Source organism: Halobaculum sp. XH14, from assembly GCF_032116555.1.
Taxonomy (GTDB): Archaea; Halobacteriota; Halobacteria; order Halobacteriales; family Haloferacaceae; genus Halorarum; species Halorarum halobium.
On sequence record NZ_CP134949.1, the window covers coordinates 2,027,938 to 2,054,756 of the forward strand.

General features: G+C 70.1%; 29 protein-coding genes and 1 tRNA gene. 10 read left to right on the forward strand and 20 right to left on the reverse strand.

Annotated features, from left to right (window positions below; genetic code table 11):
• Positions 1 to 77: 77 nt before the first annotated feature.
• Positions 78 to 332, reverse strand: coding sequence for a DUF7996 family protein (locus RJT50_RS10345; RefSeq protein ID WP_313691218.1), 255 nt, complete (start codon positions 330 to 332; stop codon positions 78 to 80).
• A 163-nt stretch (positions 333 to 495) separates the two neighbouring features.
• On the opposite strand from RJT50_RS10345, the gene RJT50_RS10350 reads away from it, so the two are divergent.
• Positions 496 to 1,725 carry a GNAT family N-acetyltransferase gene (locus RJT50_RS10350; protein WP_313691219.1) on the forward strand — a complete coding sequence of 410 codons (1,230 nt, stop codon included), beginning with the start codon at positions 496 to 498 and terminating at the stop codon, positions 1,723 to 1,725.
• Between the two features lie 16 nt (positions 1,726 to 1,741).
• Here the strand turns inward: RJT50_RS10350 and RJT50_RS10355 are convergent, their stop codons facing one another.
• The 6 genes from RJT50_RS10355 to RJT50_RS10380 all read right to left on the reverse strand — a co-directional run bounded on the left by RJT50_RS10355 (position 1,742) and on the right by RJT50_RS10380 (position 5,686).
• Positions 1,742 to 2,281: a hypothetical protein gene (locus RJT50_RS10355; protein WP_313691220.1), complete on the reverse strand. Its 540-nt coding sequence runs from the start codon at positions 2,279 to 2,281 to the stop codon at positions 1,742 to 1,744.
• A gap of 103 nt (positions 2,282 to 2,384) precedes the next feature.
• A complete protein-coding gene (locus RJT50_RS10360) occupies positions 2,385 to 3,200 on the reverse strand; it encodes a hypothetical protein (protein WP_313691222.1) in 816 nt (271 codons plus the stop codon).
• Between the two features lie 64 nt (positions 3,201 to 3,264).
• Positions 3,265 to 4,005 (reverse strand): DICT sensory domain-containing protein, encoded by a 741-nt coding sequence (locus RJT50_RS10365; protein ID WP_313691223.1) that lies wholly within the window; start codon positions 4,003 to 4,005, stop codon positions 3,265 to 3,267.
• Positions 4,006 to 4,051: 46 nt separating this feature from the next.
• A complete protein-coding gene (locus RJT50_RS10370) occupies positions 4,052 to 4,468 on the reverse strand; it encodes a DUF7344 domain-containing protein (RefSeq protein WP_313691225.1) in 417 nt (138 codons plus the stop codon).
• 444 nt (positions 4,469 to 4,912) lie between these two features.
• Positions 4,913 to 4,986 (reverse strand) — tRNA-Ile (locus tag RJT50_RS10375).
• A gap of 76 nt (positions 4,987 to 5,062) precedes the next feature.
• On the reverse strand, positions 5,063 to 5,686 hold the full coding sequence (locus RJT50_RS10380; RefSeq protein WP_313695974.1) for an FxsA family protein: 624 nt from the start codon (positions 5,684 to 5,686) through the stop codon (positions 5,063 to 5,065).
• A 108-nt stretch (positions 5,687 to 5,794) separates the two neighbouring features.
• Between RJT50_RS10380 and RJT50_RS10385 the strand changes: the two genes are divergently transcribed.
• Genes RJT50_RS10385 through RJT50_RS10395 form a run of 3 tightly spaced genes read left to right on the forward strand, consistent with a single transcriptional unit; the run spans position 5,795 to position 8,974 of the window.
• The gene (locus RJT50_RS10385) at positions 5,795 to 6,499 is read left to right on the forward strand and encodes an SDR family oxidoreductase (protein ID WP_313691226.1); all 705 of its coding nucleotides are present in this window, start codon (positions 5,795 to 5,797) and stop codon (positions 6,497 to 6,499) included.
• 54 nt (positions 6,500 to 6,553) lie between these two features.
• On the forward strand, positions 6,554 to 8,128 hold the full coding sequence (locus tag RJT50_RS10390; RefSeq protein ID WP_313691227.1) for a DUF255 domain-containing protein: 1,575 nt from the start codon (positions 6,554 to 6,556) through the stop codon (positions 8,126 to 8,128).
• Positions 8,129 to 8,170: 42 nt separating this feature from the next.
• The gene (locus RJT50_RS10395; RefSeq protein ID WP_313691228.1) at positions 8,171 to 8,974 is read left to right on the forward strand and encodes a TrmB family transcriptional regulator; all 804 of its coding nucleotides are present in this window, start codon (positions 8,171 to 8,173) and stop codon (positions 8,972 to 8,974) included.
• Between the two features lie 45 nt (positions 8,975 to 9,019).
• Here RJT50_RS10395 and mptA read toward each other — a convergent pair whose 3' ends face one another.
• The 4 genes from mptA to RJT50_RS10415 all read right to left on the reverse strand — a co-directional run bounded on the left by mptA (position 9,020) and on the right by RJT50_RS10415 (position 12,338).
• A complete protein-coding gene (gene mptA, locus RJT50_RS10400; protein WP_313691230.1) occupies positions 9,020 to 9,943 on the reverse strand; it encodes a GTP cyclohydrolase MptA in 924 nt (307 codons plus the stop codon).
• Positions 9,944 to 10,106: 163 nt separating this feature from the next.
• Complete coding sequence (locus RJT50_RS10405) at positions 10,107 to 10,523, reverse strand: DUF7124 domain-containing protein (protein WP_313691231.1); 417 nt, start codon at positions 10,521 to 10,523, stop codon at positions 10,107 to 10,109.
• An 85-nt stretch (positions 10,524 to 10,608) separates the two neighbouring features.
• Complete coding sequence (locus RJT50_RS10410) at positions 10,609 to 10,899, reverse strand: hypothetical protein (protein WP_313691232.1); 291 nt, start codon at positions 10,897 to 10,899, stop codon at positions 10,609 to 10,611.
• A 194-nt stretch (positions 10,900 to 11,093) separates the two neighbouring features.
• On the reverse strand, positions 11,094 to 12,338 hold the full coding sequence (locus RJT50_RS10415) for an NAD(P)/FAD-dependent oxidoreductase (protein ID WP_313691233.1): 1,245 nt from the start codon (positions 12,336 to 12,338) through the stop codon (positions 11,094 to 11,096).
• Between the two features lie 153 nt (positions 12,339 to 12,491).
• On the opposite strand from RJT50_RS10415, the gene RJT50_RS10420 reads away from it, so the two are divergent.
• Complete coding sequence (locus RJT50_RS10420) at positions 12,492 to 13,085, forward strand: DUF6149 family protein (protein ID WP_313691234.1); 594 nt, start codon at positions 12,492 to 12,494, stop codon at positions 13,083 to 13,085.
• 311 nt (positions 13,086 to 13,396) lie between these two features.
• Here the strand turns inward: RJT50_RS10420 and RJT50_RS10425 are convergent, their stop codons facing one another.
• From RJT50_RS10425 to RJT50_RS10440, 4 genes are all read right to left on the reverse strand, one after another.
• Positions 13,397 to 15,523 carry a type B DNA-directed DNA polymerase gene (locus tag RJT50_RS10425; RefSeq protein ID WP_313691236.1) on the reverse strand — a complete coding sequence of 709 codons (2,127 nt, stop codon included), beginning with the start codon at positions 15,521 to 15,523 and terminating at the stop codon, positions 13,397 to 13,399.
• On the reverse strand, positions 15,520 to 15,789 hold the full coding sequence (locus RJT50_RS10430) for a DUF8156 family protein (RefSeq protein ID WP_313691237.1): 270 nt from the start codon (positions 15,787 to 15,789) through the stop codon (positions 15,520 to 15,522). Before RJT50_RS10430 ends, RJT50_RS10425 begins: the two co-directional genes overlap by 4 nt.
• Positions 15,790 to 15,856: 67 nt before the next feature.
• A complete protein-coding gene (locus RJT50_RS10435) occupies positions 15,857 to 16,528 on the reverse strand; it encodes a P-loop NTPase family protein (protein ID WP_313691238.1) in 672 nt (223 codons plus the stop codon).
• A 220-nt stretch (positions 16,529 to 16,748) separates the two neighbouring features.
• Positions 16,749 to 18,107 carry an NAD(P)/FAD-dependent oxidoreductase gene (locus RJT50_RS10440; RefSeq protein WP_313691240.1) on the reverse strand — a complete coding sequence of 453 codons (1,359 nt, stop codon included), beginning with the start codon at positions 18,105 to 18,107 and terminating at the stop codon, positions 16,749 to 16,751.
• Between the two features lie 632 nt (positions 18,108 to 18,739).
• Here RJT50_RS10440 and RJT50_RS10445 point away from each other — a divergent pair.
• On the forward strand, positions 18,740 to 19,642 hold the full coding sequence (locus RJT50_RS10445) for an HFX_2341 family transcriptional regulator (protein ID WP_313691242.1): 903 nt from the start codon (positions 18,740 to 18,742) through the stop codon (positions 19,640 to 19,642).
• A 26-nt stretch (positions 19,643 to 19,668) separates the two neighbouring features.
• Here the strand turns inward: RJT50_RS10445 and RJT50_RS10450 are convergent, their stop codons facing one another.
• Together RJT50_RS10450 and RJT50_RS10455 are read right to left on the reverse strand one after the other, a co-directional pair.
• A complete protein-coding gene (locus RJT50_RS10450) occupies positions 19,669 to 20,763 on the reverse strand; it encodes a hypothetical protein (RefSeq protein ID WP_313691244.1) in 1,095 nt (364 codons plus the stop codon).
• A 71-nt stretch (positions 20,764 to 20,834) separates the two neighbouring features.
• Positions 20,835 to 21,599, reverse strand: a complete 765-nt coding sequence (locus RJT50_RS10455; RefSeq protein WP_313691246.1) for a DUF1405 domain-containing protein — start codon at positions 21,597 to 21,599, stop codon at positions 20,835 to 20,837.
• A 144-nt stretch (positions 21,600 to 21,743) separates the two neighbouring features.
• Between RJT50_RS10455 and RJT50_RS10460 the strand changes: the two genes are divergently transcribed.
• Together RJT50_RS10460 and RJT50_RS10465 are read left to right on the forward strand one after the other, a co-directional pair.
• Entirely contained in the window at positions 21,744 to 22,448 is a 705-nt protein-coding gene (locus RJT50_RS10460) for a DUF1405 domain-containing protein (RefSeq protein ID WP_313691247.1), read from the forward strand.
• Positions 22,449 to 22,559: 111 nt separating this feature from the next.
• Entirely contained in the window at positions 22,560 to 23,228 is a 669-nt protein-coding gene (locus tag RJT50_RS10465) for an ArsR/SmtB family transcription factor (RefSeq protein WP_313691248.1), read from the forward strand.
• Between the two features lie 17 nt (positions 23,229 to 23,245).
• Here the strand turns inward: RJT50_RS10465 and RJT50_RS10470 are convergent, their stop codons facing one another.
• Positions 23,246 to 23,785 carry a hypothetical protein gene (locus tag RJT50_RS10470; protein ID WP_313691250.1) on the reverse strand — a complete coding sequence of 180 codons (540 nt, stop codon included), beginning with the start codon at positions 23,783 to 23,785 and terminating at the stop codon, positions 23,246 to 23,248.
• A 256-nt stretch (positions 23,786 to 24,041) separates the two neighbouring features.
• Here RJT50_RS10470 and RJT50_RS10475 point away from each other — a divergent pair, with 256 nt between their 5' ends.
• Positions 24,042 to 24,200 carry a DUF7559 family protein gene (locus RJT50_RS10475; RefSeq protein ID WP_313691252.1) on the forward strand — a complete coding sequence of 53 codons (159 nt, stop codon included), beginning with the start codon at positions 24,042 to 24,044 and terminating at the stop codon, positions 24,198 to 24,200.
• Positions 24,197 to 24,787 (forward strand): Hsp20/alpha crystallin family protein, encoded by a 591-nt coding sequence (locus RJT50_RS10480; RefSeq protein ID WP_313691254.1) that lies wholly within the window; start codon positions 24,197 to 24,199, stop codon positions 24,785 to 24,787. The genes RJT50_RS10475 and RJT50_RS10480 overlap by 4 nt, the downstream gene beginning before the upstream one ends.
• On the opposite strand, the gene RJT50_RS10485 is transcribed toward RJT50_RS10480, so the two are convergent.
• Both RJT50_RS10485 and RJT50_RS10490 read right to left on the reverse strand, forming a co-directional pair.
• Positions 24,788 to 25,909, reverse strand: a complete 1,122-nt coding sequence (locus tag RJT50_RS10485; RefSeq protein ID WP_313691256.1) for an NAD(P)/FAD-dependent oxidoreductase — start codon at positions 25,907 to 25,909, stop codon at positions 24,788 to 24,790.
• Positions 25,910 to 25,943: 34 nt separating this feature from the next.
• The gene (locus RJT50_RS10490) at positions 25,944 to 26,711 is read right to left on the reverse strand and encodes a creatininase family protein (protein WP_313691257.1); all 768 of its coding nucleotides are present in this window, start codon (positions 26,709 to 26,711) and stop codon (positions 25,944 to 25,946) included.
• Positions 26,712 to 26,819 lie beyond the last annotated feature (108 nt).

A 26,819-nucleotide genomic window follows, 5' to 3' on the forward strand; every position in this document is an offset into this window, starting at 1 on the left:
CGTTCCGTTCTTTCGTCCGGGCTCGACCCCCGGATCGACGACGAGCGAGCGGTCTCACTCCCGGGGCCTTGCGCCGGTCACTCGTCGCGGTCGTCACCGCGTTCGGCCGTCGGACCGGTGATGTCCAGCGGTCTGATCCACCCGTACCAGACGAGAAAGACCGTCCCGCCGTACCCCAGGATGAACACGAGCCGACCGAACTCGTTGTAGCCCATCACGCCGAGCTGGCGGCGGATGATTCCGGTTCCGGCGATGCCGACCAGCAGCACGACCGCGAGGAGGAGATGGTCGCGCGGGAGCAGCGTCCGCCAGTCGCTCTCGGAGTCGCCCATGCGCCAGCCTGGGAGCCCCTCGCAGGTGAACCCCTCGGTTCGGCCCGGGCGACGGTCCCGACGGCGACCGGAGCCGATCGCCGAACTGACTGTCGCGAGTGGACCGTGTCACCGGCTCCCGAGCCGACGGAAGGGCTATACGCCGCGGGTTTCGAGCGGTCCCATGGACTACGCCACGGTCCCCGACGACCACGAGGAGACGTATGGCAGGGTCCTCTCGTACGCGTTCTCCCCCGAGCGCGGCCCCGACCCCGACGTGGAGGGTCCGGACCGGCCCGAATCGTTCCACCGGCGCGGCGTGTACGACGTTCCCGACGGCTCGTCCCCGGCGGAGCACGAGGCGACCGATCTGGCCGCCGTCTGTGGCTACTACGACTTTTCGGGGCGAATTCGCGGCGCCTTTCGCCGGGTGGGCGGGGTGTCCGCCGTCGCTTCGCCGCCGGAACGTCGGCGGGGCGGCACCGTCCGCGAGATGCTCGGGGAACTGCACGCGGAGTTCAGGTCCGAGGGCATCGACTTCGCCGCGCTCTGGCCGTTCAAGTACTCCTTCTACCGACGGCTCGGGTACGCGCGGGTGAACGACTACGCCCGGCTGACCCTGCCGCCCGACGAACTCGACGGCGCGGTTCCGCGACCGGCGGGGGCGTTCGTCCGACTCGCGCCCGACGACTGGGAGCGGCTCGATGCCGTCCACGCTGCCGCAGCCACCGAGCCGCTCGGGCTCGACCGGACCGAGGGCTGGTGGAGACGGCGGGTCTTTCGGTCCTGGCGGACCGACCCGTTCGTCTACGGCTGGGAGCGAAACGGGGAGCTCCGCGGCTACGTCGTCTACACGGTCGAGGAGGGAGACGACGACGGGAAGACGTTCCTGGCGCAGGAGCTGGTCGGCGTCGACGAACGAGCGCGTCGCCACCTCCTGCGCTTCGCCCGGAACCACGACTCCCAGGTCGAGCGAATCAGGTTCACGGCGCGGGCCGACACGCGCCTGTTCGATCGCCTTGAGGACCCCGGGTCGGTCGAGACGGAGATCAAGCCGGGACCGATGTTCAGACTCGTGGACGTCGCGGCGGGCCTGTCCGCGGTCTCGTATCCGGCTCACGTCGCCGGCGAGGCGGTTCTGGACGTGACCGACGACCACTGCGACTGGAACGACGACACCTTCCGCCTCTCGCTGGCCGACGGTTCCGCGACCTGCGAGCGGGTGGCCGGCGGAGCCGACGCCGACGTCTCGCTTGGGGTCGGTGCGCTCTCCAGGCTGGCGGTCGGCTCGCACTCGCTCGACCGACTGGTCGAACTCGACTCGATCGCGGTCGAACCCGGCGGCGAGGACGCTCGCGTGACGCTCGAGGCGGCGTTCCCCGGGACGGAGCCGTTCCTCCGTGAAGGGTTCTGAAGGGCCCTCGGGTCGGTCACTCCCCGCGCCGGGGTTCGCGGATCAGCGAGTCCTCGTCGACCCAGTAGACGACGTTCGCGTCCGACCAGTCCGCGTGGACGACGGTCGCGGTCGCGCTCCCCGTCGACTCGCCGCCGGTGTTCGAGTGGCCGGTACAGGACACGACGACGCGCCAGCCGACGCTCGTGTTCGCCGCGCCATCGATCTCACACGCCAGGCTGACGTCGCTGTGCTCGTTCGTCCACAGCTGGTTGTACGCGTAGCGGTACTCGTGGGTCCTGACGAACTCGCGGGCGGACTCGGCCGTCAACTCCTCGGGACGCTCGGGACGGTCCTTCGGGCCGGCCGGGAACGCGACGGTTCGGTCGGGCAGCGGGGTGGGCCGGCCGTCAGTGGTCGTCGACGGCTCGTCCGCGGGGGAGCCGTCAGTGACCGACGTCGGAGTCGGCGTCGGCCGATCAGTCGGCGCCGGTTCACCACCAGGCACGGAGCCGAGGCAGCCGGCGGTCACGAGCAACGTCGCCGCGAGCGCGGCGAGGAGGGCACGTCGTCGCATCGGACGTCGGGACGACGAGAAGGGAGCGGTAAACGCTTTGTCCCGATCCGTTCGGTCGGCCGTCCCGGATCGTCGGTCCACACCGGCGGCACAAACCGGCGGATCACTCGGTCGTCGTGAGGAAGAACGACGTCGCGGTGGCAGCCAGGACCGTGCCGATCGGCGCGGCGACGAGCGCGGCCAGCAGGACTCCAGAGATCCCGACCGCGTACGCGAGGCCGCTCACGACGGGCGAGCAGACGAGAACCAGCACCGCGTAACCGAGGGTGAACAGCGCGTAGGGCGCAGAGCCCGCGAGCGAGACGCTCCGCGAGAGCGCGTCGCCGAAGCCGCAGTTCCGGGCGACTGCGACGAACGGCGTCCCGTAGATCGCGTAGAGGACGGGGAGCGCGAGCAGGATGCCGACGAGGACGACCGCCGCGGATCCACCCGACGCGAGCGTCACCAGCGCGAGCAACAGCACGCCGAGCACGACGAGCACCTCGTAGGCGAGAACCGGCACGAAGTGCCGGCTGACCGCGGTCGTGAACGCCGGTGGCTCGCCGTCGGCGATGATCCCGGCCAGCACGCCGAGCAGTCCCGCACCGAGTACGGCGCGCACGAGCGTTCCGACGAGCAGCGTAGCGATTTCCGGCGCGCCGACGGTCCCGACGGCACCCCCCGTCACGCCCACCGCGGGCGTCGCGTTCAGGAACGCCCAGAGGTCGGGAACGGGCGAGGGAAGTCCGAGCGTGAACGAGATGACCTGGGTACTCGCCAGGAGGTCGTCGAGCCTGCCGAAGCCAAGGAGCGTCGAGACGAGCGGGACGAGGACGAGAAAGGGCGCTTCCGCGACGGCGTCGACGCCGCGTGAGAGGTGGTGAGGGAAGTCGTCACGGTCCTCGTCGGGGGCAGTCGCGGTACCGGTGGAGGGCGACATGAACGACCCCACACCGAGGGGCCCCGTAAGTATCACGGAGTGGCGAGGTCGCCGGATCCGATCCCTACGCTAGCGTTCGAACGGCACGGTCGACGATGGCTCGTTCGAAGGTCCAGAACCCGGAGAACGTTCCCGCCTCGCGCTCCTCGGCGACGAGCGCGAACGACCACTCGTCCTCGTCGGTATCGTCCTCGTCGGTATCGTCCTCGCTGGCATCGAACAACAGGAACCAGTATCGGCCGATCTGCTCCGCCGGTTCGGTGTGGAACGTAGCGGGCCACACCGGGAGGTCGTCGGTCGGCGCGTCGGGGACCGCGTACACGTGGACGTCGAGGTCGGTCTCGTCGGCCAGGCGGCGATACGTCGGCTCCTGTTCCCGGAACGCCACGACGGACTGGAAGCCGACCCGAAGCGTTCCGCGACCGCGCCGGTAGGCCTGTCCCTCGAGTTCCCGGGAGGCCGCCAGCAGCTGTCGCCTGTTCAGCGAGCCGAACACGGTGTCGTCGAGGAGTTCGAACAGGCTCCGGTACTCGGGCGGGAGCAGGTCGAGGTCCCAGGGCGCGCGGATCGGCGGGGAGAGGAAGCCGTCGAGTCGCTCGCGCCCGATGGCACACCGGAACCGATCCCCGTCGCGGAGAACGACGAACTCTTCGTCGATCACCTCCGGCAACGGCCGTCGCTCCACGGTGACGTTTCGCGTTTCGAACTGCCCGAGCAGCGCCGAGTCCACGGCCCCGTAGACGGTCAGCGACGGCCTGCGCTCCTCGGCCTCGGACAACAGGTCGCCGAGCGTCGGGTCGCTCATCTCCCGCCACCGATCGGGCACGGTTCGGTCGCCCGCCGTCCGCCCGTCATCCCGACCGGACCGACTCGAGGAACGATTCGTACTCCACGGCCGCCCGGATGATCTCCCGAACCGGGGCGGCGACCGGGACGAGTCGTACGTCGTCCGCGTCCGCGTCGTGGACGACGAGCCCCGCGTCCTCAAGCATCGGGATGTGCCCGTGATGGAGTCGGATGCTGACGTCCTCGTGTTCGGCAGGTCCGACGGGAGCGCCGGAACTCGTCGCCCGCCAGCCGCTCAACACGTCGGCGAGTTCCCCGGTCGAGACGGTCCCGCCGTGCAGGAGGTACCACAGCGTTCGCCGCCTGGTCTCGTCGCTCAGGGCCCTGTAGAGGTCGTCGGCCGCCGGCGACGCGACGGGGCCGTTCGGCTCAGCCGGGTCGTTCTCGCTCCGGTGCTCCGGTGGGGTATCGTCCCGGTTCATCGGTGATCCGGCCCGTCCGATGGTGAACGGACGGGAGCGAGTTCAATAGTGGTTCCGACCGATTAGTCATCTGATATGCGGGCTGCCGGACGTCGATCGATAGGTAGGACGATGGGAGACCGGTCCGTCTTCTCGCTCGCTGTCCCGGTCCGTGCGAGGGTCTGTGGCCGTGCTCGCCACCGAACAGGGCCGGGTTTCCGCGGGTGACGTGCGCGCCGCAGTTCCGGCCTCGGACGCGGTGTGCGCGGCCCCCGGCCGGACGGTGCTCCCGCGGACTACCCCGTTTCGGCCAAGGATGATCGCGTGACTGCTTCGGGGGTATGAACAACGCACCCGAGATTAGCCGCAGACTCTGCGTCTCGGTTCCGTTAGAACGCGGAAATTGGGTGGCTGGGGAGCCGACGGCCCCAATTCCTCCCGACCGGAGACCAGTCGGGACGGATATGGGCCAACACGGATTTGAACCGTGGACCTCCCGGTTATCAGCCGAGCGCTCAACCTGACTGAGCTATTGGCCCAGGTGAGCGCATTCAACGATTGCCGGGGGACTCGTTTAAGCGTTTCCGTTCGGCAACGGCCTCACGTCATGCGTTCTCATCCCTTCTCGACCGAGTAGTCGTCGGGGTCGACGTCGACCACGTCTTCGCCCGATTCGTCGCGTTCGCTGCCGGCCGAACCGGCCACGTCGCCGGCCCCGCCGCGGCCGCTGCCCGGACCGGAACTCCCGCCGCCGGGGCCGTCCGATCCACCACCGGTACCACCGACGCCGCCGACTCCGCCACCCGACCCGGCGTCCCCGGGGAAGCCGCTCGTCCAGACGGCGCCGGTGGCGAAGCCGTCGGTCCGGCTGTCGATGTACGGCGTGAGCACGTAGCGGTCGAGCAGTTCCCGGATCGGATATCGCGTCGGCGGCACCGCGAGCAGGAAGCCGATGGCGTCGGTGACGAGCCCAGGCGTGAGCAGGAACGCGCCGGCCGCGATGAGCAGCGCGCCGTCGAGCAGTTCCGTCGTCGGGAGCTGTCCGCTCGCCAGCTTGCGTTGCAGGCTGCGAACGGTGTGTCTCCCCTCGGCCCGCACGAGGAGCATCCCGAACAGCCCGGTCAGCACCACCAGCGCCACCGTCGCCACCGGGCCGATTTCGCCGGCGACGACGACGAGGAACGCGGCGTCCGCGAGCGGGATGAGCAGCAACAGCGCGATGACGTAGCGGGCGCGGATGCGCATACCGGGCGTTTCCGAGGACCGCCTATATCCCTTGCGGGTAGGGCGACCGAAACGCCGGATCGACGGAACGTGTTTTATCACTGCGGCCGTGGTGGCGGTCGTATGACCGAGACGAAAGTCGCGATCGTGACGGCGGCGGGAAGCGGGATCGGCGAAGCCTGCGCCCGGCAACTGGCCGAGGACGGGTACACGCCGGTCCTGCTGTCCCGGTCGGGCAGCGCCGTCGAAGTCGCCGGGGACCTCGGCGGGGACGGGTTCGAAGGCTCGGTGACCGACCCCGACGACCTGGCGGCGCTCGTCGAGACGACCGCCGAACGCTACGGGCGCATCGACGCGGTGGTGAACAACACGGGCCACCCGGCGACCGGCGACCTCCTCGAAATCTCCGACGAGGAGTGGCACGAGGGGCTGGACCTCGTCCTGTTGAACGCCGTCCGGATGGCCCGGCTCGTCACGCCCGTCATGGAGGAGCAGGGTCACGGCTCGATCGTGAACGTCTCGACGTTCTCGGCGTTCGAACCGTCGAGTTCGTTCCCCGTCTCGTCGGTGCTCCGGGCCGGGCTCGGGAGCTTCACCAAACTCTACGCGGACCAGTACGCGGCCGAGGGGATCCGGATGAACACGGTTCAGCCCGGGTTCGCCGATAGTTATGAGGTGGACGCGGAGACGAGAGCGGAGATCCCGATGGGCCGACCGGCACGGACCGGAGAGATCGCGGACGCCGTGGCGTACCTGCTCTCGCCGGCGTCGAGCTACGTCACCGGCCAGAACCTCCGGGTCGACGGCGGGCTCACGGAGTCCGTGTAGTCGACCGGGGCGCGCAAACGCCGACTTTACCCGCTCGCGCCGCCGAGTCGACGTATGACCGACGAGAGCCGCGTCGAGTGGCGCGAGTGGGGTGCCGACGCGTTCGACGCCGCCGCGCGGCGGGGGACGCCGGTGCTGCTCTGGCTCACGGCGACGTGGTGTGACGACTGCCACGAGATGGCCGTCGAGACGTTCGGGGACCCGCGGGTCGCGGCCAACGTCAACGACGGCTTCGTCCCCGTCCGCGTCGACGTCGACCGGCACCCGCGGGTCCGCGAGCGCTACAACATGGGCGGATTCCCCTCGACCGTGTTCACGACGCCCTCCGGGGAACTCCTGACCGGCGCGACGTATCTCGGCCCGACGGGGCTCAGACAGGCGCTCGACGGCGTCCGGGAGACGTGGGACGCGAAGGGCGAGTCCGCGGGCCGAATCCCGCGCGCGCTCGCCGACGACCCCACCCCGGTCGGCCCGGTGGACGAGCGAATCGAGGAGCACCTCGCCGGACAGCTCGAGGCCCAGTGGGACGCGGAGTTCGCCGGCTGGGGGACGGACGCGAAGTTCCCCCTCCCCCGGACCGTCGAGTTCGCGCTGAAGCGCGACCAGTTTCGGGCGACCCGGACGCTCGACGCGGTCGAGCGGAACCTGCGCGACGAGGACGGCGGCCTCTTCCGCTACGCGGGTGCCCGCGACTGGAGCGACCCTCACCGGGAGAAACTGCTCACCACCAACGCCGCGCTCCTGCGCGCGTACGCCAACGGCTACCTCTACACCGGCGAGGAGTCGTACCGCGACGTCGCGGACGGCGTCGCCGCGTTCCTCCGCGACCGCCTCTGGTCCGGCTTCGCGTTCGGCGGCAGCGTCGACCCGACGGGGGACCGACGGGACCTCACCGCCTACGCCGACGGCAACGCGCTCGCCGCGGACGCGCTCTTGACCCTGTTCGCCTACACTGACGACGACGACGCCCGCGAGTCGGCCGAGGGCGCGCTCGAGTACCTCCGGTCGGACCTCGTGGACGAAGACGGCCGCATCGTCCACTTCGTCGACGGGGACGAGACGGGCGAGCGGGACTTGCTGGCGGACGCCGCCGCCGTCGCCGGCGCGTTCGCCACGTCGGCACAGGTGCTCGGCGACGGCGCGGACCTCGCCCGCCGGGTCGCGGACCGCGCGCTCGACGTGCTCGGCGACGGCTCGGCGTTCCTCGATGGTCCCGAAACCGGTCCGGGACTGCTCGACAGGCCGCTCCGACCCATCGACGACACGGTGGCGCTCGCGAACGCCCTCTGTGACCTGGCGGCGCTCACGGGCGAGGACGACTACCGGGAGCGGGCCCGCGAGGCCGTCGGCGCGTTCGCCGGCGCCGCCGACCGGATGGGCCCGCAGGTCGCGGGCTACGGGGGCGTCGCCGCCCGGCTGACCCGTGACCCGCTCGTCGTCGCCGTGGGGGACTCCCCCGGGTCGGACCTCCATCGCGCGGCGCTTCGCGTCGCTGACCACGAGAAAGTCGTCGTTCCCGACGCGGACGACGCCCCGGAGGGGACCGCGCACCTCCGCGGCCGTGACCGCCAGCCGGCGGAAACCCCGGCGGAGCTGATGCGGCGCGTCGCGGCGACCGCGGAGGAATAAACTGTCGACGCGTTTTTGGTAGGGGGACACTAGCGATGCCGCATGGCCGATCTCCGCGACCTCGGGCTCTCCGAGTACGAGGCCCGCGCCTACCGCGCGCTGCTCGACGCCGGGCCCGCAACTGCAAAGGAGTTGTCAGATTCGAGCGGCGTGCCCATGGGTCGGGTCTACGACGTGCTCAACAGCCTGGAGCGCCACCGGCTCGCCCGGAGTCAGGCGGCGAGCCGTCCCAAGAAGTACGTCGCGGTCGAACCCGACGCGGCGCTGGACCGCCTGCTCGAGGAGAAGAGGCGGGAACTCGACGAGACCGCCCAGCAGTACGAGCGCGTCGTCGAGGAGCTCTCGACGGAACTGGAGGCGGGCGAGCCGCCCGACGAGCAGTTCTGGACCGCGGCCGTCGGCGCGGCCGAGACCGGTGACCTGCTGCTCGAACGCATCTCCGCGGCCGACGACCGCGTCGCCATGATCGCCTCGGCACCCGCGTCGGGGCTCGATCTGGGGGAGATCGGCGAGTCGGTGATGGAGGAACTGGAGGCGGCCCTGGAGCGCGGCGTCGACGTGTCGCTGCTGATGGAACGGGCGCTCCCCCCGCGGCTCCCGGAGAGCGTCGGCCGGCAGTACGCCGACCGGCTGGCGGAACACCCGAACTTCGACGTGCGGACCGCCGAGGGCGTCCGCGGCACGTTCACCCTCGTCGACGACGCGGAGGTGTGTCTGGAGGTTCCCAGTCCCGTCGACCCTGAGACGTCGTTCGCGATGATCGACCTCAAGGACCCCGAGTTCGCGGGCGACGCCCGCGAGCGGTTCCAGTCCCGCTGGTCCGAGGCGGAGCCGCTCCAGTTCTGATCCGGTGAAAATCGCGTTATCGTCGTCTCAGGCGATATCGTCGTCTCAGGCGAGCTCCTCGCGGAGCAGCCCCATCGGGACCTCGCGTTCGGCGTGGGCGTTGTGCTGGTGGATGGACTCGTCGTTCGACTGTTTCATGCGGACGGTCACGTCGTCCGGGAGGTGATCGAACTCCTCGACCACGTCCTCGGCCATGGTCCGCACGCAGTCCTCGACGAACTTCGCGTTCATGTGGGCGTGGTAGGTCATGTGGTCCTCGTCGGGGCGTTTCGCGTAGTTGTAGATGCGGGCGCTCATCGCGTCGCGCGCGGTGTCGATGACCTCGAGCAGGTCAACCTCCGGGGCGCCCTCGGCGGTGAACGTGAGCGTGGCGTGACCGCGCTGTGAGTGGCCCGGCTGGGGGACCGCGTCCAGGAACTCCTCGACCGTGCCGTCGTCGACGCCCAGTTCGGCGAGCTTGTCCCGGGCGCGCGACTCCGACATGCCCTGCGAGCACGGACAGACGGTCATGCCGGTCACTTCCGCGCCGATCTCCTCGCGGGTCCCCTCCTCGGTGGCGGTGGCAGAAGCGATGACGTCGACGGTGCTCTGTGTCCGGTGGTCGCTCGCGGGCGTCTCCTCGCGCCGGACGAGTTCCGCGGTCATCTCGACGACCGCCGTCGAGGTGTAGTCGTGCTTCTCGAGCAGGCGCTCGGCGGCGTCGCCACAGACGTCCTCGACGCGGTAGGCCTCCTCGCGGGTCGCCGACTCCAGCACCTCGTCGATGACCTCCATGTTCCGGCTCATGTCGATGCCCTTCCGCTCGCCGGGCAGGTCGACGAACACGGAGAAGTCGGCCATCAGCACCCACGGTCGCTTCCCGTTCCGGCTGATCTTCACCAGCTTCTCCACCCCGGTCACCCCGACCTGGCTGAGCCCGACCGTCACGTCCGGCCGGCTCGCCTGCACGTCGGGCAGGTTGTGACTCATTGGCCCGAATCAGGGGCGGGCGGCGATTATGGCTTTCGAAAGGGGTAGTTCGGCTTCGTTCGCGCGCACAAAACTACCGTGGGGCAAATCTCGAAGTTCCCGTCCGCGAAACCGAACGATCCCGCGACACCCGCCAAAATCCGACGGACCGAGCGACCCCGACCTACGGCCAGTCGTCGCGCCCCTCGCCGGCGAACTGGTCCTCGGCTTCCTCCCCGTCGGTCAGTTGCCAGCCCGCCGCCTCGGCGGCCGCTTCCAGCGGGAGGAACTCCCAGCCCGCGGTGCCCGCGGTCGCCTCGTCCTCGTCGGTCGTCCCGACGAACACGTGCCGGTCGGTCTCGAACTGCCCCTTGACGTTCTCCAGGGACTCCTGGACGCCGCGGGGTCCCGAGAAGAAGTCCTGGCGAACCCGGTGTTTTCGGGTGAAGTTCGTCACGACGTACGTCGGTTTCTCGGAGACCACGCCGACGTACTCGGTCCATCCGCGGGCGTCGTTGAACACCGCGTTCGGGTCCGCGAGGCGCTTGAGCGCCCCCAGTTCGAACGCGAGCGTCATGTCGGAAGAGCCGCCGCCGTCCATGTCCGGAGATGGGAGCGAGCCGCCGAAAACGGTGTCGGTCGGCCGCCGTTACCGGCGACCGTTCGTCGTCACGTGCGGTCCGTCGTCAGCGGCGGCCCGCCGTGGGCCTGCCGCCGTCCGTCGCCGCACCGGCTTCCTCCGATTCGATCCGCCCGCCGATCCGCTCTGCCCGCTCGGCTCGAACGACCCGGTAGTAGCGGACCGAGACGACGACCTCGCCCGGTTCGAGCCCCGGCGCTCGCCGGGGCTCGCCTCCCGCCATCGACGCCAGCGCCTCCCGCGCGCCGTCGGAGAGCTGATCCACGTGTCGGACCGTCGCCCCCGGCCGAACCGGTCCGGCACGGCGGACCGACAGTTTCGGGGCCGTTCGTGACACACGATAGCATATAACATGGTACACCTTAAACGTTGCTCCAGTGTGTCAGGACGAACAAGGAGGGTCCGTGAACGGTCGTCCATCCGGGGCGGCCGTGAGAACGTCGGCTACGGAACGTCGGCTGCGAAACCGCCGACTGGAGGATATCGGACGGAACGGAGTATCAGCTTGAAAACCGTCCGTGATCGGGCGGTCTACTCGCCCGCGGCCGCTTCCTGTTCGAGATCCTCGACCGAGAACTCCCGTTTCATCAGCGTCTCCTTGTGCGCACCGACGTCCACCTGCTCGCGCATGAGCTGTTTGTACGCGGACTGGGGAGCGAGGTCCCCGATGAGCACGCCGCCGACGATCTTGCCGTCCTTCAGCGCGAGGCGACGCCACTCGTCGTCGCCGAACTTGCGCTCGACCTCGTCGTCGCCCAGCGTCGGGTGGCCGAAGGAGAGGAACGGGAAGTCGAAGTGGGTGATCGAGTACGAGGAGACCCACTTGAACCCCTCAGACTCGTGCTCGAGCATGTTCTTGGCGGCGATGGTGCCCTGCTCCTTCGCCGAGCCCCAGGCGCCGTTCTGGGCGCGCTCGCCGAGGATGACGTCGTGGAACTGGGTGATGTCGCCCGCCGCGTACACGTCCTCGAGGTTCGTCCGCATGTACTCGTCGACGACGATGCCGTCGTCCGTCTCGATGGGGGTGTCCTCGACGAGTTCGGTGTTGAAGTTCAACCCGATGGCGACGCCGGCGAAGTCCGCGGGGTAGCGCTCGCCGTTCGGGTCGACGGCCGCCTCGACGTGGCCGTCCTCGTCCACCTCGAAGTGGTCGACGCCCGAGTCGAACACCGGTTCGACGCCGCGCTCGCGCATCGCCTCGTGCATGATCTCGGCCCCGTCCTCCGAGAGCGCGTAGCGCCACCAGCACTCGCCGCGCATCAGGTACTTCGCCTCGACCTCCTGCTCGCCACAGATGGCCGCGAAGTCGATTCCCAGCAGGCCCGCGCCGACGATGACGCCGCCGTCCGCGCCCTCGATTCCGTTCTTGATCGCCCGGGCGTCCTGGAACGTCCAGAAGTGGTGAATGCCGTCGGCGTCGGAGTTGTCGACCGGGAGCTGCTGGGGCGTCCCGCCGATCGAGAGGAGGAGCTTGTCGTACTCGTACACCTCGCCCTCGTGGGTCTCCACCTCGTGGTCGTCGGTGCGGAGGTCGACGACGTGGGTGTTGAGCTGGAGGTCGATGTCGCGCTCCTCGTACCACGCTTCGTCGTGGATGGAGATGGGTGCCTCGGGGAGCTTCCCCTTGGCGAACTCCTTGATCAGAATCCGGTTGTAGAGGGCCTCGCCCTCGTCCGTGAGCACGGTGATGTCGGCGTCTGGCTCCTCCTCCCGGAGGGTCTCGGCGGCGGACGACCCCGCGACTCCGTCGCCGATGATGACGAACGACTCGGTCATACCCGCCGGTTCGGCTTCGGGGTTAATGTGGGTTGCTATCCGCGCATCTCCCGGACCGGACGGGAAAGCGACGGACTCCGCCGCGATTCGGGCGCGCTCGGGGGCGTCCTCGTGGCCGACCGTTTATGTCCCACCGGTGCCAACCAGACCCCGATGAAGCTCCGCCAGAACCCTCGCCACTGGGCCGCAAAACGTGCGCTCACGACGCCGGGCGTCAAGAGCGTCGCCACCTACGGGCTCGTGAAGCTCCACACCAGAATCTTCCTCGGGAAGGCCGACGAGGCTCGCCGGGAGGAGCGCCGCGACCACCTCGACGACTTCTTCGCGGCGACGATGGACGCGTACGTCGCCGCGCTCGACGCCGGCTTCTCGGAGGCCGAGGCCCGCGAGATCACCCACGCGCAGGGCAACTTCGACTTCTTCAACCACGGCTGGACGGAGATGATGGAGGTCCCGGCCGAGGAACTGGAGCCCCACTACCGCCGCTACGGCGAGTTCTTCTCGGCCCACGGCATCACCATCGACGACCCGCTCGGTGAGTTCCGGCCCGCCGCCGGCATCGCCGAGGCGCCGGCCACGCCGGAGAAACTCGACGAGGGCGAGTACGCCAACGCGGTCGCCGGCTTCGCGGACGACGTGTACGTCGAGGACGAGGCCGGCGAGGTGTCGGCCGGTGGCGGCGAGGAGCCCGATGACGTGGACGTGTCCGAGGTACCTGGTGTCGACGACGGCGTGAACGCGGATTAGGTGGGTTTCTCTGACTCGGGCAGAGTGGACCTTCTCGCTCGTTGCTGGGAACTGGTGGGCTCGAAAGCCCCCGCGGCTGTCGGCTCTTCCGTCAATCCGATGGTCGCTTCGACCGCCTCGAAAGCTCCCCCACTTCTCGCTCCCTCCGGTCGCTGTCGTTCGAAAGGCGCTCCGCGCCTTTCGTGATGACGAGACCCCTTCGGCGTCTCGAACCACGATGCTCGTCCCTCGCGCGCGTCCGCTCGCTTCGCTCGCCGTCACGCGCGACAGCCGGCTGACTCCAATTGCTGACCCGACCGAACCTCAAGCATCTACCCACGAACATCGTACGATCCCAGCGTCGCGTCGCGCTCGGCCGACAGCTCCCGGTCCAGCCGGTCACGATCCCAGCCCAGCGGCGACACCACGCTCACGGCAGCCCGGAGCAGCAGTTCGCGGTAGTACGCCCCGTCGTACCTCTCGGGCACCTCGAACGGGAGCCGAACCCGGCCGCGCCCGCGGGCGTCGTCCTCGACCACGACGTACCGGACCGACTGGCCGGGCCAGCGCTCGACGCCGGCGTCCGAGAAGCGGTCGAGCGCGGCCGCGGTGAGGGTGTCCCCGTCGTACTCCTCGGCAGCCTTCGTCGCGCGCGTGGTGACGAGCAGGTCCGCGGGGTCGACGTCGCCGCGGTCGAGCTGCCCGAGGTGGACCGCCAGGCGGTCACGGACGGCCCCGGGCGACCGCTCGGCGTCGAACGTCTCGACGAGGTCGCGCTGGGCCTCGGCGACGAACGCGGGCGTGCTGCGCTGGCGACACTCGATTCCGCGGAACTTGTACGACCCGTCCCGCTTCCGGCCGAAGTACTTCGTCAGCGCGCCCGCGCCGGAGCCACGCTTCGGGACGAAACATACCCAGTCGTACGTCCCGTCGAGTTCCAGCGGGACGTCCGCGTCAGCCTCCACCGCCTCCGCCAGGCGGCGGGGCGGGGTCGCGTCCGGGTCCCGTCGCTCGACCCAGATGCTGTCCACGATGGCGTGGAGCACGTTCCAGCCGCCCGCCTCAAGCGTCTCCTTCGCGTCGAGCAGGGTGTCGCGGGCGAAGGCGTTGATCGCCTCGTGGCACTCGATGCGGCCGAACTTCGCGTTGCGATACCCCTGGTAGCCGAAACAGGAGACCAGCACCCACTTGATCGCGTCCGACCTGGCCGCGGCCGCGTCGTCGCCCCCGGCCGCGTCCTTCTTGAAGTCCGCGCGGTCCCGCAGAAGCTGGCCGAGCACCTCCGGAAGGAACCCCTGGCGATCACAGATGCTGTAGCCGAGTTCCGGCACGTCGCCCCGATCACAGCAGTCACACCGCACCGTCTCGGCGCTGATGTTGTGCTCACAGATGATCGACGGGTACAGCGACGCGAAGTCGAGTTCCACGACGTCCTCGTGGTAGCCGACGGCCGGGGAGAGCGTGAGCCCGCCGCGGTCGGCGTCGTGGAGCGTCCGCACCGGCTTGAACTGCTCGGGCTCCCACGGTCGCCAGGGCGCCGGAACGTCCCGCACCCTGGCGTGTCTGATCTGCATCGACGTGAGGATGCTCCCGATGCTCGCCCAGCCGGCCTCCTGGATGGGTCGCCACGACCGCTTCACGAGGTATCGTAGCCCGTCGAGCCCCGCCTTGCTCCACATGAAGCTGTTCGAGCGGTCGAGGACCGCCCGGCCGGGGACCGAGTACCGCGCCGGCGAGTGGCCGACCCGACCGTAGCTCTCGTACGTGTTGGCCCCCGCGAGTCGCCGCCAGTCGCCCTCGGCGTCCGATTCACTCCCACCGAGGTCGCGCCCCCACGAGAACGGCACGTCCAGCTCCTCGGCCCGCCGCGTCACGACCGGGATGGCGTCCGCGCTGGCCATCACCATCACGTCCGGGTCGGCCGTCCGCAGGCGCGCCGACAGCGCCTCGATGGCGTCCCGCTCCTCGTCCCCGAGCCGCTCCCCGCCGACGCGAAGGGCGCTCGCGTCCCCCGCCGAGAGCGCCGGTTCGGGAAGGTCGACCCGGAGCGTCACGAGGTCGCCGTGCGGGGACGGGTTCCGCCGGGTGTCGAGGTGGAACCGGAACCCCGGCGAGAGGTCCACGTCGTACAGTCGGAGCGTTCCCGGCGGATGGGACGCCGCCTCGAACTCCCGCCGAACGCGACGTGCGACTCGACCGGCGGCCTCCGGGTGATTCAGATCGACCCGGAGCATGAGCGTCGGTTCCCGCGCCGCGAGCAGCCGATACCGTTCGACCGTTCCGGTCCCGACGACGCTGTCGTCGCCGCGGAGCCAGGTCGAGAGGTGGTCCCGGACGTCCGCGGGCCCGGCGACGAACAGCGACGGCTCATAGTCGGCAACTCGCTCTCGCGATACCCCCTCGCTCGTTCGCGTCCAGACGATGGCGTCGCCGTCGCGGAAGTCGACCGTGACGGTCACGCCGTCCCGACCTCGTCTTCGAGGGCCGCCACCCGCTCGCGCAGCCGCCGGAGTTCGGTCTCGTGTGCGACCAGCAGCGAGAGGACGAGCGCCTCGGTCGGGTCCGGCGGGTTTCGCATGCCGGCTGCTGCCGCGTGGTCGGCCGCCCGCTCGAACAGCCGGTCGAAGTCCGCCCGGTGCTGCCGTCGGAGCGCGCGGCGGTACGGTGCCCACTCGGCCTCGTAGGCCTCCAGAAAGTTCCGGTAGGTGGGGTTCGTTCGGCCCATCAGCGGCCCTCCCGCCGAACCTGTGTCCCGTCCGCCCGAACGAGCCGAGCCGCTCCCGGGAGTCGACTCACGCGTTCACCCCGGGCGTCACCCCTGGTTCGCGCGGGACGATCCGACCGAGCAGGTCCACCCAGTAGGGGATGGTCGTCTGCCAGTAGCCGTCACGGTGGAAGCCCGAGGACGTGAAGCCGGGCGCGTCGTACGCCAGGCCGAGCCGGGTCCGTTCACAGTCGACGACCGTGTCGGCGGCGTCGACGACGCGCTCGGCGTGCGCGTCCTCGCCCGTCGTCGTGAGCAACACCGGGCAGTCGAACGCGGCGGCCAGTTCCGTCAGCACGGAGAGGCTCGCCTCGAGCAGGCGGTCGGCTTCGGCCCCCGGCACGTCGCCGTCGCGGTAAAGCGAGGCGGCGTTGGGGACGACGACGAGCCGCGTGCCCGGCCGGGCGGTCCCGGGGAGCCCCCGGACGAGTTCGTGGTGCTGGTAGGCGGTGAACGCCCGGGCCGCCATCAGCCCGGCGAGCATCCGTCGGGCGGGAACGTGATCGTACAGCAGTTGCGTCATCACCGCGTTGCGCGCGTCGATCCAGTAGGCCGGCCCGGACTCGTCCAGCAGCGTGTCGGCGACGAGCCGGTGGAGCGCCGGCGAGCGCGGGACGGGCGGGCGCAACACCGTCACCCCCGGGTCCAGCGTCGGCAGGTCGCTCGTCGGCTCGGGCCGGGTCGGTGTCCGGTCGAACATGTCCACTCCTCGAACTGCCTGCCCCAAAACCCCGAGCCGGACCACCACGACGGAAGTGAAACCCAGTTGACGAGGGGCGCCAGTTCGACGTACTGCGGTTTTCCGTCCGGGAACCGTCGACTCGCCGGGCGAAACTAAACGTCGGTATCGGTCCCCATCGGGTCAGTATCGTGATCGCACGGACCATCGCTCGTGTCCGGTCGCTCACTCGCCCGACGACTCACTCGCGCGTCGCGTCGATGCGCGCCGCGACCTCGTCGCCGGCGACGACGCCGCCGTTGAGGCTCCGTTCCGGGTACTGCGCGCGGGAGGCCATGCCGGCGTAGTAGAGCCCGTCGGCCACCTCCTCGCCCAGATCGTACGGGACGACGAGGTCGAGGTACCCCCGCTCGTAGACGGGGGCCGCACGCGGCGCGCGAGCGAGGCGGAACTCGCTCACTGCGTCGGGGTCGAACTGCGGGAACAGGTCGGCGATGCCGTCCAGCCAGCGCTCCTCGATCTCGTCGTCGGTCGCGTCCCAGAGCCACTCGTCGGGCGACTGGACGTAACTGGCGACGTAGAGCAGGTGGTCGCCGCCGTAGCGCTCGGGCGGGACGAAGTTCGTGTGCTCGATGAGCGCGCCGAAGGGGGCTTCGTCGGCGACGTTGAGCCAGTACGTGTCGGTCAGCGACTCGTCCATCGTCACGACCGCACAGACCGCGCCCTGGAACTCCACGTCGCAGGCGTAGCCGGTGAGGTCCTCCAGCACGTTCGGCATCGTCGCGACGACGACGTCCTCGACCGCCTCGACGCGGGTTTCGGTCCCGCCGTCCGGGACTCCCTCGACGCCGGCTCTGGCCGCCGATTCGACCGTGATCTCCGAGACCGCGCCGTCCTCGGTGGCGAGTTCGGTGACGCGGGCGTTCGTCTCGATGTTGTCGCGCCCGACGGCGTCGACGAGCGCGTCGAGCAGCACGCGGAAGCCGCCGTCGAAGTAGCCCAGGACCTCCCCGCGCAGGAGGTCGCGCTCGCCGCGGAACTTGATGCGCCCGAGCAGCCACGCGGCGCTCACCTCGTCCTTCCGGGAGCCGAACTTCGCGTCCAGCAGCGGGTCGAAGAACGTCTCGTACACGTTCTCGGTCGTGTGCTCCTTCGCGAACTCGACGGCCGACTGGTGCTCGAACTCCTCGAGGGTCTCGTAGGTGTCGAAGGAGGGGATTCCGCCCCGTACGTCGACGTCGAGGGTGAGCATCCCGAGCCGGAACTTGTCGTAGATGCTCCAGTGCGGAAACGCGAGGATCTCCCAGGGCGTGTCCATCGGGTGGACGACGCCGTCGACGTAGTAGGCGTTCTTCCCGACGAGCCACTCCAGGTCGTCGCCGACGCCCAGTTCATCCGCGAGTTCGACGATGGTCTCCTCGGACTTCGAGAGGTGGTGGTAGAACTGTTCGAGGTCGTCGCCGGCGGTCGGGTAGGTGCGCGCCAGGCCCCCGAGCGCCTCCGGGCCGCCGGCCTCGAACACGCGGACCTCGTGGCCGCGCTCGCGGAGCCGGTAGGCGGCCGTCAGCCCCGCGATGCCGCCCCCGACGATGGCAATCATGCCACGGAGTCGGCGCGGGCGGGCTAAGTCGCTTGTGGATGCTGCTCGGACAGGGCGTGGTGGTCCGTGCTCTCGACTACGGTCCTCGTTCGACCGTCGCTTCCACCGCCTCGAAAGCCCCCGCGGCCGTCGGCTCGGTGCGGCCGCTGTCGTTCGAAAATCGAAGAGTTTCGTGATGCTGTCGGATTCCGACGGAATCCGACCGCTGACGGGAAACCGTCGGTTTCCCGTACTGACGAACGGCGCTCGCGCCCTGCGGTGCTTGACGGTCCGCGCCAAATAGCTCAACCGTCCAATGCGGTCGGCGCGTGCCGACGGGCCTCCGTTCACGCGAGCGAGCCTGCGAGCGAGGGTGATCTCACGAGACCGCAGGTCTCGGGGAGTGCCCGCCGGATGCGCGCGAGGGATGAGTCGGGGAGACGAGCGAAGCGAGTCGATCGAGCGAATCGGCTGGGGAGCCGAGCGCCGCGGGAGGGTTTCGAAGGGTGCGGCACGATAGAGCGCCTGAACCAGAAGCCGAGAGCCGCTGGAACTTCCGGGATCACGGCACCCGAACGGAAACTGACCACCTCGGATCCGAACCATGATCGCGGCACGCTTTTCCCACCCCGAGCGAAACCACGAAGCAGTAAATGCAGACCCACGTCGTCCCGGTCGGCTTCGATTACGACCGGCTCATCGCGCCGCTCGTCCGCGACCAGCTCGACGTGGATCGGGTCGTCCTCCTCGAGGGCGCGGTCGGCAGCGAGGCGAACGTCGAGTACTCGCGGAACCTCACCAGAAAGCTGGAGAACGACTTCGGCAACCTGCTGGGCGCGGAGACCGAGCGCGTCACCGTCGCCGACGTGTACGACTACGACGCGGCGTTCGAACAGGCCTACGACCTCATCAACGCCGAACTCGACGCGGGCGCGGAGGTCTGGGTGAACGTCTCCGCGATGCCCCGGCCCGTCTCGTTCGCGTTCGCCACGGCCGCCCACTCGGTCACGCTCGAACGCCAGGAGGACCGCGACCGCATCCACACCTACTACACGGCCCCCGAGAAGTACCTCGAAACCGAGCTCGCCGAGGAGCTCCGCGCCGACCGGGACCTCCTCGCCGACCTGCAGGACGGCGGCGACGTGGACGACGAGCGCGTCGCAGAGCGGCTCCGTGGCGCGAGCGACCTGCTGGAGGAGTTCGACGAGCGCGGCGTGACCATCGGCGCGAAGGAGATCGACGGGAGCCACATCGTCGAGTTGCCGGTCGCCTCGTTCTCGAACGTGAAGCCGTTCGAGGAGCTAATCCTGTTCAAGCTCGGCGAGCACGGCGCGTTCGACTCCGTGAGCGACCTGGCGAAGTCGCTCGCGGCGGAGCTGAACGAGGAGTACACCGACGCGTTCCGCTCGAAGGTCATCTACAACGTCGACCGGCTCGGCCCCGGCGGGAAGGGGTACGTCGAGCAGGAGTCGGGCGGGAAGTCGTACCGGACGACGCTCTCGCGCATCGGGGAGCTCTGGGTTCGGGCACACCACGAGGACGACGGAAACGACTGAGGGTCGACCCGATGCTCGCCCGACGCTCAGAAGTCCAGCCCGCGCGGCGCGGCCGACGGCGCGAGCGGGCTGGCAGGCAGCCGAGCGGGCACGTCGGGATCGTTGTACGCGCCCGGCGCGACGTCGTTCGGGCCCTCGGGGTAGAACAGCGACGCGAGCAGGTGGAGGTGCGACCGGCCGACGCCGAGTTCGAACTGGCCGCCGCCGTACAGCGAGACGTCCCGCTCCGCCGCCCACTCCAGCGTCTCGAACAGCGACTCGATCGACCCGAACCGTGATGGTTTGACGTTCAGCCACCGCGGCTCGAACGGCAGCGACTCGACGCTGTCGACGCCCGTGATGGGGTAGTCCCACGAGACGCGGCCCTCCTCGCCCTCGAAGACCGGGCGCGTCTCGTCGGTGAGGTTCGGGTCCTCCAGGACGGCGTCCGGGAACGCCTCGGCGACGCGCCGGTAGAACCCCGCGTCGGGCTCCTGATCCACCTCCGTCCCCTCGTACAGACCCTTCAGGTCGAGAATCTTCACCCGCTCTGCGGGCAACCCCTCGAACACCTCGTCGGGCCAGTCGCTCGTCGGGTCGAGCTTGAACTCGATGCCCGGCACGCGCTCCGAGAGCTCCCTCACACGGTCGACCGTCGGCGGGTCGCCAAGCCGCGTCGAAGCGACGAACCGGACCGGGTCGCGCTCGCGGCCGAGCGCGCTCGCGAGGTCGGTGTCGGCCTGCCGCAACGCCAGGTCGAGCGCCGCGCTCTCGACGGCCCAGCGACGGTACGGCTTCGCCGTCTTCCGCTCGGGGTCGCCCCGCGGGAACAGCGCGACCGAGTCGAGGTGCTCCGAGAACGACGAGACCGTCCACTCGCCGAGGAGCGCCGAGAAGTCGGCCGCCGCGTCGCCGGCGGCGGGCACCGCCGTTCCGGTCGCGGCCGCCGGGTCGTCGTACAGGGCGTCGTGGTCGGGCGCGTCGTAGCCGACGTCCTCGCCCCGACCGAGTTCCCCGTTCCCGCGGAGCCGGAACGTGGTCGAGACGCGCTCGAACCCGGACGAGGTGTCGCGGGCGCGGCGGAACAGGGCGACCGAGTCGATGGCGACCGGGAGGTCGGCGATCGCGTCGTACAGCGTCATACCGGCCCCAGGTTCGCCTCCCCCTTAATCGGGTCCCCCGATCCGTGATGGCGACGCCGGCCGACCCACGCTCAGTCCAGTTCGCCGGCCCGCCTCTTCGCGCGCCACGTCGCCAGCGCGAGCGCCGTCCCGGTTACGGTGAGCGCGACCGCGCCGGCGGCCGCGACGAGGTGGATCTCCGGCGGGTGGGTGTAGCCGCCGAGCGCGGCGTCGTACGTCTGGCCGGGGATGAACGTGTGGTGTGGCGTGCCGACGATGGGGACGAAGTAGTCGACCAGGTCATTGAGTCCGTACCAGACGACCGCGACGGCGATGGGCCCGATCGGGAACTCCGAGACGCGGTGGAGGAGGAACGCCTGCACCACCATCGCCAGGTGTGAGAAGAACAGGAACAGGTACATCGGGACCGTGGTCCCGGCCAGGAAGCCGTCCGAGAACGCGAGCAGGACGAACGGCGTCCAGAACCCCAGCTTCCAGCAGCCGAAGAAGGCGAGCACGTTCCAGTACTCGCTCGGCCTGCCGAGCCACCACAGCCCCAGCGCGACGGCGATGAACAGCGTCGCCACCGGGCTGTCGGGCACGAACGCCCACATGACGGTCGGCGTCGCGGCGAACTGTCCGGTAAAGAGCGGGTCCGAGAGCGGGACCGGGTGGAAGCCGTAGTACCAGAAGCCGAACGCGGTCCCCACGAGGTTGACGAGCGCGATGACGCCGGCGAGCCGGAGCCCGAAGTTCTCCAGCCAGCGCGGGAGCGGGGCGACGTACCACGGCAGGTCGTCCGGTTCGGGCAACCCGTCCGCGTCGAACAGCGACCGGACGTCGGCGGTGGAGACCATGCGGAGTCAGCGTGAGCGAGGGCCCGACCCGACATAGCGGTGGCGGTCCCCGGCCGATCGGCCGCTCGCAGGGCCGACGAGGACGAGTCGAGGAAAGCCAGCCCAACCGGGAGGGCTATCCCACCCCCGTCCGAACCGGCGGGCGTGCCACCGGAGGAGTCGTCGGACGGGGAGCGATCGAGGGGGCCGATCCCGCGAAAGCTGGCCGAGTTCTACCTCACGACGCCGTGGACGGTCGTGCTGTTGCTCGTCGCGAACGCGTTCGCGTTCCTGATCGGCGTCCGGTACTACGTCGAGACGATGACGCCGGTCCCGACGTACGCGTGGCCGCTGTACGGCGACTCTCCCACTGCCATCGCGCTCGGGACGCTCGTGCTCGCCGCCGTGGTGCCGTTCGCGGGCCGCCGTCTGGTCGACGTGCCCCGAAACTACCTGCTCGACGGCCTCGTCACGCTCGCGGTCGTCTGGCTTCTCAAGATGGGACTGTGGACGTTCCTCGCGCTGAACGTCCCGCTCGTCCGTCCGGACCTCCCGGTCGACCTCTACGTCGGGTTCGGGCCGGACTCGCTGTGGGCCTACTGGGGCATCCTCCTCACCCACTTCGCGTTCCTGCTCTGGGCCGGCGTGCTCGCGCACGTCGGTCGGACCAGCAGGCGGACGCTCGCCGCCGCCCTCGTGCTCGCGCTCGTGAACGACGTCTTCGACTACGGTTTCCTGCTGGGCCTCCCGCTCTCGAACTACCCGCCAGTCCGGTACGAGCCCGGCTGGCTGCTCGCGGCCGCGACGGTGGGCATCTCGTTCCTCTCGGTCGCCGTCGCGGCGCGGCTGCTCCCGCGCGTCGAGCCGTAGTTCTCGGTGCGGAGTCGTAGTCCTCCGGCGGACTCGGAGGGCAAACGTGCGGTCGACCGGCGTCCGTGCGGACGAACGCCTTTTATGTACCCGGTCGCTTACCTCACGTGTATGGACTCCGCGGTACTTCTGGATCTCCTCGGCAACGAGAACCGCCGGCGCATCCTCCGGCTGCTCTCGCACAAATCCTGCTACGTGACCGAGATATCCGAGTACCTCAGCGTCTCGCCGAAGGCCGTCATCGACCACCTGCGGAAGCTGGAGGAGGCCGGCCTCGTCGAGAGCCACACCGACGACCGCCGACGGAAGTACTTCCACATCGCCCGCGACATCCGGCTCGAAGTGAGCGTCTCACGTCACGGCTTCGGGGCCAAGAGCGCCTACCCCGCGAACCCGAGCCTCGACATCACCGGTCGCTGTCCCCACATGCGGATCGACGACGACGTGCCGGGCGAACCGCCGACCGAGAACGACGACCTCGCGGAGCTCGCGGCCGAGTTCGACCGGCTCCAGCAGCTCGAAAACGAGCTCTCGCTCGCACAGCGCTGGGTCCACGGCCGGATCGCGGAGACGCTCGACCGGGTGAACGACCGGCTGGGCGTCGAGGCCGACTCGCGCTTCTTCGCCGAGTTGCTCGCGGCGGTGGTGGCGACGGACGGCTCGAAGGCAGCCGTCGCCGACGAGGTGAGCGCCGACGAGGAGACGGTCGAGGAGGGACTGCGACAGCTGACCGAGGGCGGACTGTTGCAAAACAGCGGCGGCTCCTGGGCGCTCGCCTGAGTTCGCCCGGGTCCGGGCTAGACGTCCCGCGTCAGCCCGTCGCGCAGGTCACGGCCGAAGTAGTAGCCGGTGAGCGACAGCAGCAGGCCGACACCGACGCCGACGCCCACCCCGGCCGCCGCGCCGGTGAGGCCGAGTTCCGCGACGAGGTTCGTGCCGAGCAGCAGGCTGCCGCTCGTGAAGAGGCTGAGCAGGAACACGCCCGTCGCCGAGAGCGCCCCGGCCAGGCCGACCTCCAGATACGCGCGGCGCGACCTGAGCAGCCCCAGGCCGAACGTGGCGACCACGAGCCCGAGATAGCGCGTCAGCCCGCCCACCAGCGGCACCGCGCCCCCGACGACGAGGCCGCCGACACAGACGACCAGCGAGAGGAGGAACCCGCGGAGCGAGACCGGCGAGCGGCCGAGCAGCCCCCCGCGGCCTCGTGAGGAGTCCGCGGCCGTCGAGGAGGCGTTCTCGTCGCTCGTGTCGCCTCTCTCGCCCGCGTCGTCGCCGGCGTCCCCGTCGCCGACGTCACGTTCGGCGAGGTCCTGGAGTTCCTCGACGCTCTTTCCCATGGTCGCGTGTGGGTCGGCTGGGGGCATGATTCTTGTGTCGGGCTTGTCGGTGGTGTGTCGGTGAGGGTTTTGGGTCGTCCTGGCTGTTGGCTTCCGTGTTGGGTGAACCGTCCCTTCCATGCCTCGAAAGCCGAGACAAGACCGAACACGATGCTGGAGACGATCCCAAGCGTAACAGCCGAGCCGGTCGCGCCGTTCGATCCGTCGACACGGACCCGCCACGCCGTTTATACCCCATCCGCCCCTATCGCCGGGCATGCCCGCCACGAAGGAAGTCAAGTGTACCAGCGGCGACTGCGAACTCGACATGTTCGAGAACCACTACACGTACGACGTCGCCGAGGACCACTCCGTCTCGGACCTGTCGTGCCCCCTCTGTGGCGAGACGGACTCGCTCGAGGTCATCGAACTATGAGCGAGCAGACCGACCGAGCGCGCGACCTGAAGGAGGTCGGAAAGTCCGCCGTCAGCACCGTCCTCGACCGCGTCGGGCGGGGCGTGGGCAAGGTGCAAGAACGGACGCCGCTGCCCTACGACCTGCTCGAATCCGAGGACGCCTACCTCGTGGTGTTCGACGCGCCCGGCGCCACGCGGAGCGACATCCAGGTGCGGTTCAACGAGGGCGCAGTCGAGGTGCGCGTGGACCGCTTCCGCGACTTCCACGAGGGGTTCGAAATGCGCTTCCCCGGTCGGGGGCTGGCGCTCGACGGTCGGGCGACGCTCCCCGCCCACGCGTCGGTCGACGCCCGCGGTGCCGAGGCGACGCTGACCGACGAGGGGACGCTCCAGGTCCGAGTGCCCAAGACGGAACTGGAGTCGGCGACGAGCGTCACCATCGACGACGAGGAATCCGAGGCCGAGGACGTCGCCTCGGAACCCGATGAAGCCGCTTCGGAACCTGAAGAATTCGAAGCGGGGACGGAAGACGAGGAAGCTTCGAACGAGGCCGGACTCGCGGACGACGGAGACGCGGGCGGCGGAGACGCTGACGACGAGGAGTAGTTACGACCCGTCCCGCTCGACGGCCATTCCTTCCCGAATCTCGAACTCCTCCCCGCCGGAGAACCGGCCGGGATCGAACGCCGGGACCCCGTCCGAGTCGCCGAGCACCTGTGCGGCGATTTCTTCGCCCGTGGCCGGCGCGCGCATGAAGCCGTGGCCCTGCCAGCCGGCGGCGACGTAGAGGTCCTCGCGGAGTTCACCGAGCAGCGGATCGCCGTCCGGCGTCGCGGTGCAGAGTCCCGCCCAGGCGCGCTCGACCTCCTGGTCGTACCCGGCCCGGGTGCGGAGCGCATCCCCGAGGTCCTCGAGGAACCAGCCGTCCGCGTCCCGGTCCCACTCCGCCGGGTCGGACTCCACGGGCACCGTCCCGTCGCCGCCGAGCAGCCCCGTCGGGTGCGGCCGAAAGTAGACGCCGGCGGTCGCGTCGTAGCACATCGGCCCGTCGTACGCGACCGACGAGGTGAGCGCCTGCACGCGATACGGTTTCACCGGGACGTCGACGTCCGCGTCGGCGAGGACCCGCTTGGTGTGCGCGCCGGTGGCGACGAGCACGGCGTCGTAGTCGGTACACGCGCCGTCCTCGGCCTCGATTCCCGGCCCGTCCGGATCGACCGCGACCGGCTCGTTCGCGCGGAGTTCGACCCCCGCCCCCGTGGCCCGGTCCGTCATCATCCCCACGTAGGACGCGGGGTCCGTCCAGCCGGCGTTCCCCGCGACCGCCGCGGCGGCGACGTCGTCGGTCCGGAGCGCGGGGAACCGCTCGGCGAGTTCGTCGGGCGCGACGGCGTCGACCGGCCGACCGTGGGCACGCATCCGGGCGGCGCTCCTGGGGATCGCATCCGCGACCTCGTCGTCACCCTCCCGCGCGAGGAACACGTACGGACACTCGTGGAACTCGAATCCGCCGGTGCCCGAGAACTCCCGAAAGCGCTCCATCGAGCGCGCGCCCAGTTCGGCGTCGACGTCCTCCGCGTAGGCGTCGTACAGCACGCCGGCGGCCCGGCCCGACGACCCCGAACCCGGTTCGTCGCGGTCGTACAGCGTCACCGACGCGCCGGCCGCGGCGAGGTCGTGGGCGGCCGTGACGCCCACCGCGCCGGCGCCGACGACGGCGACGTTCACCGTCCCGTCCTCCGACCCGGCGTGTCCGGCCGACTCATCGGTGCGGTTCGGGCAACAGCGCGTCGAACGGTCGTTCCGCGAGCCAGCCGACGAGCGCGTCCAGTTCGCTCACGGACTGCTCGTACAGCTTCCGGCCCTTCTCGGCGGTGCCCTCGGTCGGGCGACCGACCGCGCCCGACTCGGTGAAGTCCGCGGCGTCGAAGCCGACCCGCGCGCCGTGGACCGTCTCCCCCCACGAGTCCGCAGCGCCCTCCTCGGCGTCCCGAAGCGCCGACTCCCGGACGAGCTCCTCGGCCAGGTGGGCGATCATCGCGGTCTCCATCGCGTCGGCGTGGCCGATGCCCGACTGGTCGAACAGCTCCTCGTCGAGGCCGTCGAGGCTCGACCACCAGTTCCAGGGCGCGGCGAACGCGACGCGCTCGTCACGGAGCCGGCGGGCCGCACGCGAGAGCGCGTCCGCGTTGCCGCCGTGGCCGTTGGCGACGACGAGCTTTCGGACGCCGTGGCTCGCGACGGAGGCGAGGATCTCGCCGACGTAGTCCTCGAACGTCTCGGGTTCGGCCCAGAGCGTCCCGTCGAACTGCCGGTGGTGGGCCGAGACGCCGACCGGAACCGTCGGGAGGACGACGGCGTCCTCGCGGTCGAGCCCGCGCGCGACGGCCTCCGCGGCGAGGAAGTCGGTGCCCAGCGGGAGCGCGGGGCCGTGCTGTTCGACCGAGCCGGTGGGGAGGACGGCGACCTCGACCTCGTCCTCGAACAGGTCGCCCGCCTCCGTGGTCGTCCGCTCGTGCAGGAGTCGCATGTCCGAGCCTCCGCGGGGAGCCACTTAGCCGGTCGGGTGGTGGTTGGTCGCGGTGGTGGTTGGTCGCGGTGGTGGTTGGTCGCGGGAGAACCGACCGGCCGGCCGCGG

Bases quoted from the DNA above. Each gene is read 5' to 3' on its own strand.
- RJT50_RS10390 (WP_313691227.1), top strand. From the start codon at position 6,554: ATGACCGACGAGAGCCGCGTCGAGTGGCGCGAGTGGGGTGCCGACGCG.
- RJT50_RS10470 (WP_313691250.1), bottom strand. From the start codon at position 23,785: ATGGGAAAGAGCGTCGAGGAACTCCAGGACCTCGCCGAACGTGACGTC.
- RJT50_RS10490 (WP_313691257.1), bottom strand. From the start codon at position 26,711: ATGCGACTCCTGCACGAGCGGACGACCACGGAGGCGGGCGACCTGTTC.
- RJT50_RS10465 (WP_313691248.1), top strand. From the start codon at position 22,560: ATGGACTCCGCGGTACTTCTGGATCTCCTCGGCAACGAGAACCGCCGG.
- RJT50_RS10440 (WP_313691240.1), bottom strand. From the start codon at position 18,107: ATGATTGCCATCGTCGGGGGCGGCATCGCGGGGCTGACGGCCGCCTAC.
- RJT50_RS10420 (WP_313691234.1), top strand. From the start codon at position 12,492: ATGAAGCTCCGCCAGAACCCTCGCCACTGGGCCGCAAAACGTGCGCTC.
- RJT50_RS10395 (WP_313691228.1), top strand. From the start codon at position 8,171: ATGGCCGATCTCCGCGACCTCGGGCTCTCCGAGTACGAGGCCCGCGCC.
- RJT50_RS10445 (WP_313691242.1), top strand. From the start codon at position 18,740: ATGCAGACCCACGTCGTCCCGGTCGGCTTCGATTACGACCGGCTCATC.
- RJT50_RS10370 (WP_313691225.1), bottom strand. From the start codon at position 4,468: ATGAACCGGGACGATACCCCACCGGAGCACCGGAGCGAGAACGACCCG.
- RJT50_RS10345 (WP_313691218.1), bottom strand. From the start codon at position 332: ATGGGCGACTCCGAGAGCGACTGGCGGACGCTGCTCCCGCGCGACCAT.
- RJT50_RS10415 (WP_313691233.1), bottom strand. From the start codon at position 12,338: ATGACCGAGTCGTTCGTCATCATCGGCGACGGAGTCGCGGGGTCGTCC.
- RJT50_RS10455 (WP_313691246.1), bottom strand. From the start codon at position 21,599: ATGGTCTCCACCGCCGACGTCCGGTCGCTGTTCGACGCGGACGGGTTG.
- RJT50_RS10355 (WP_313691220.1), bottom strand. From the start codon at position 2,281: ATGCGACGACGTGCCCTCCTCGCCGCGCTCGCGGCGACGTTGCTCGTG.
- RJT50_RS10450 (WP_313691244.1), bottom strand. From the start codon at position 20,763: ATGACGCTGTACGACGCGATCGCCGACCTCCCGGTCGCCATCGACTCG.
- RJT50_RS10360 (WP_313691222.1), bottom strand. From the start codon at position 3,200: ATGTCGCCCTCCACCGGTACCGCGACTGCCCCCGACGAGGACCGTGAC.
- RJT50_RS10435 (WP_313691238.1), bottom strand. From the start codon at position 16,528: ATGTTCGACCGGACACCGACCCGGCCCGAGCCGACGAGCGACCTGCCG.
- RJT50_RS10385 (WP_313691226.1), top strand. From the start codon at position 5,795: ATGACCGAGACGAAAGTCGCGATCGTGACGGCGGCGGGAAGCGGGATC.
- RJT50_RS10350 (WP_313691219.1), top strand. From the start codon at position 496: ATGGACTACGCCACGGTCCCCGACGACCACGAGGAGACGTATGGCAGG.
- RJT50_RS10430 (WP_313691237.1), bottom strand. From the start codon at position 15,789: ATGGGCCGAACGAACCCCACCTACCGGAACTTTCTGGAGGCCTACGAG.
- RJT50_RS10480 (WP_313691254.1), top strand. From the start codon at position 24,197: ATGAGCGAGCAGACCGACCGAGCGCGCGACCTGAAGGAGGTCGGAAAG.
- RJT50_RS10475 (WP_313691252.1), top strand. From the start codon at position 24,042: ATGCCCGCCACGAAGGAAGTCAAGTGTACCAGCGGCGACTGCGAACTC.
- mptA (WP_313691230.1), bottom strand. From the start codon at position 9,943: ATGAGTCACAACCTGCCCGACGTGCAGGCGAGCCGGCCGGACGTGACG.
- RJT50_RS10365 (WP_313691223.1), bottom strand. From the start codon at position 4,005: ATGAGCGACCCGACGCTCGGCGACCTGTTGTCCGAGGCCGAGGAGCGC.
- RJT50_RS10405 (WP_313691231.1), bottom strand. From the start codon at position 10,523: ATGGACGGCGGCGGCTCTTCCGACATGACGCTCGCGTTCGAACTGGGG.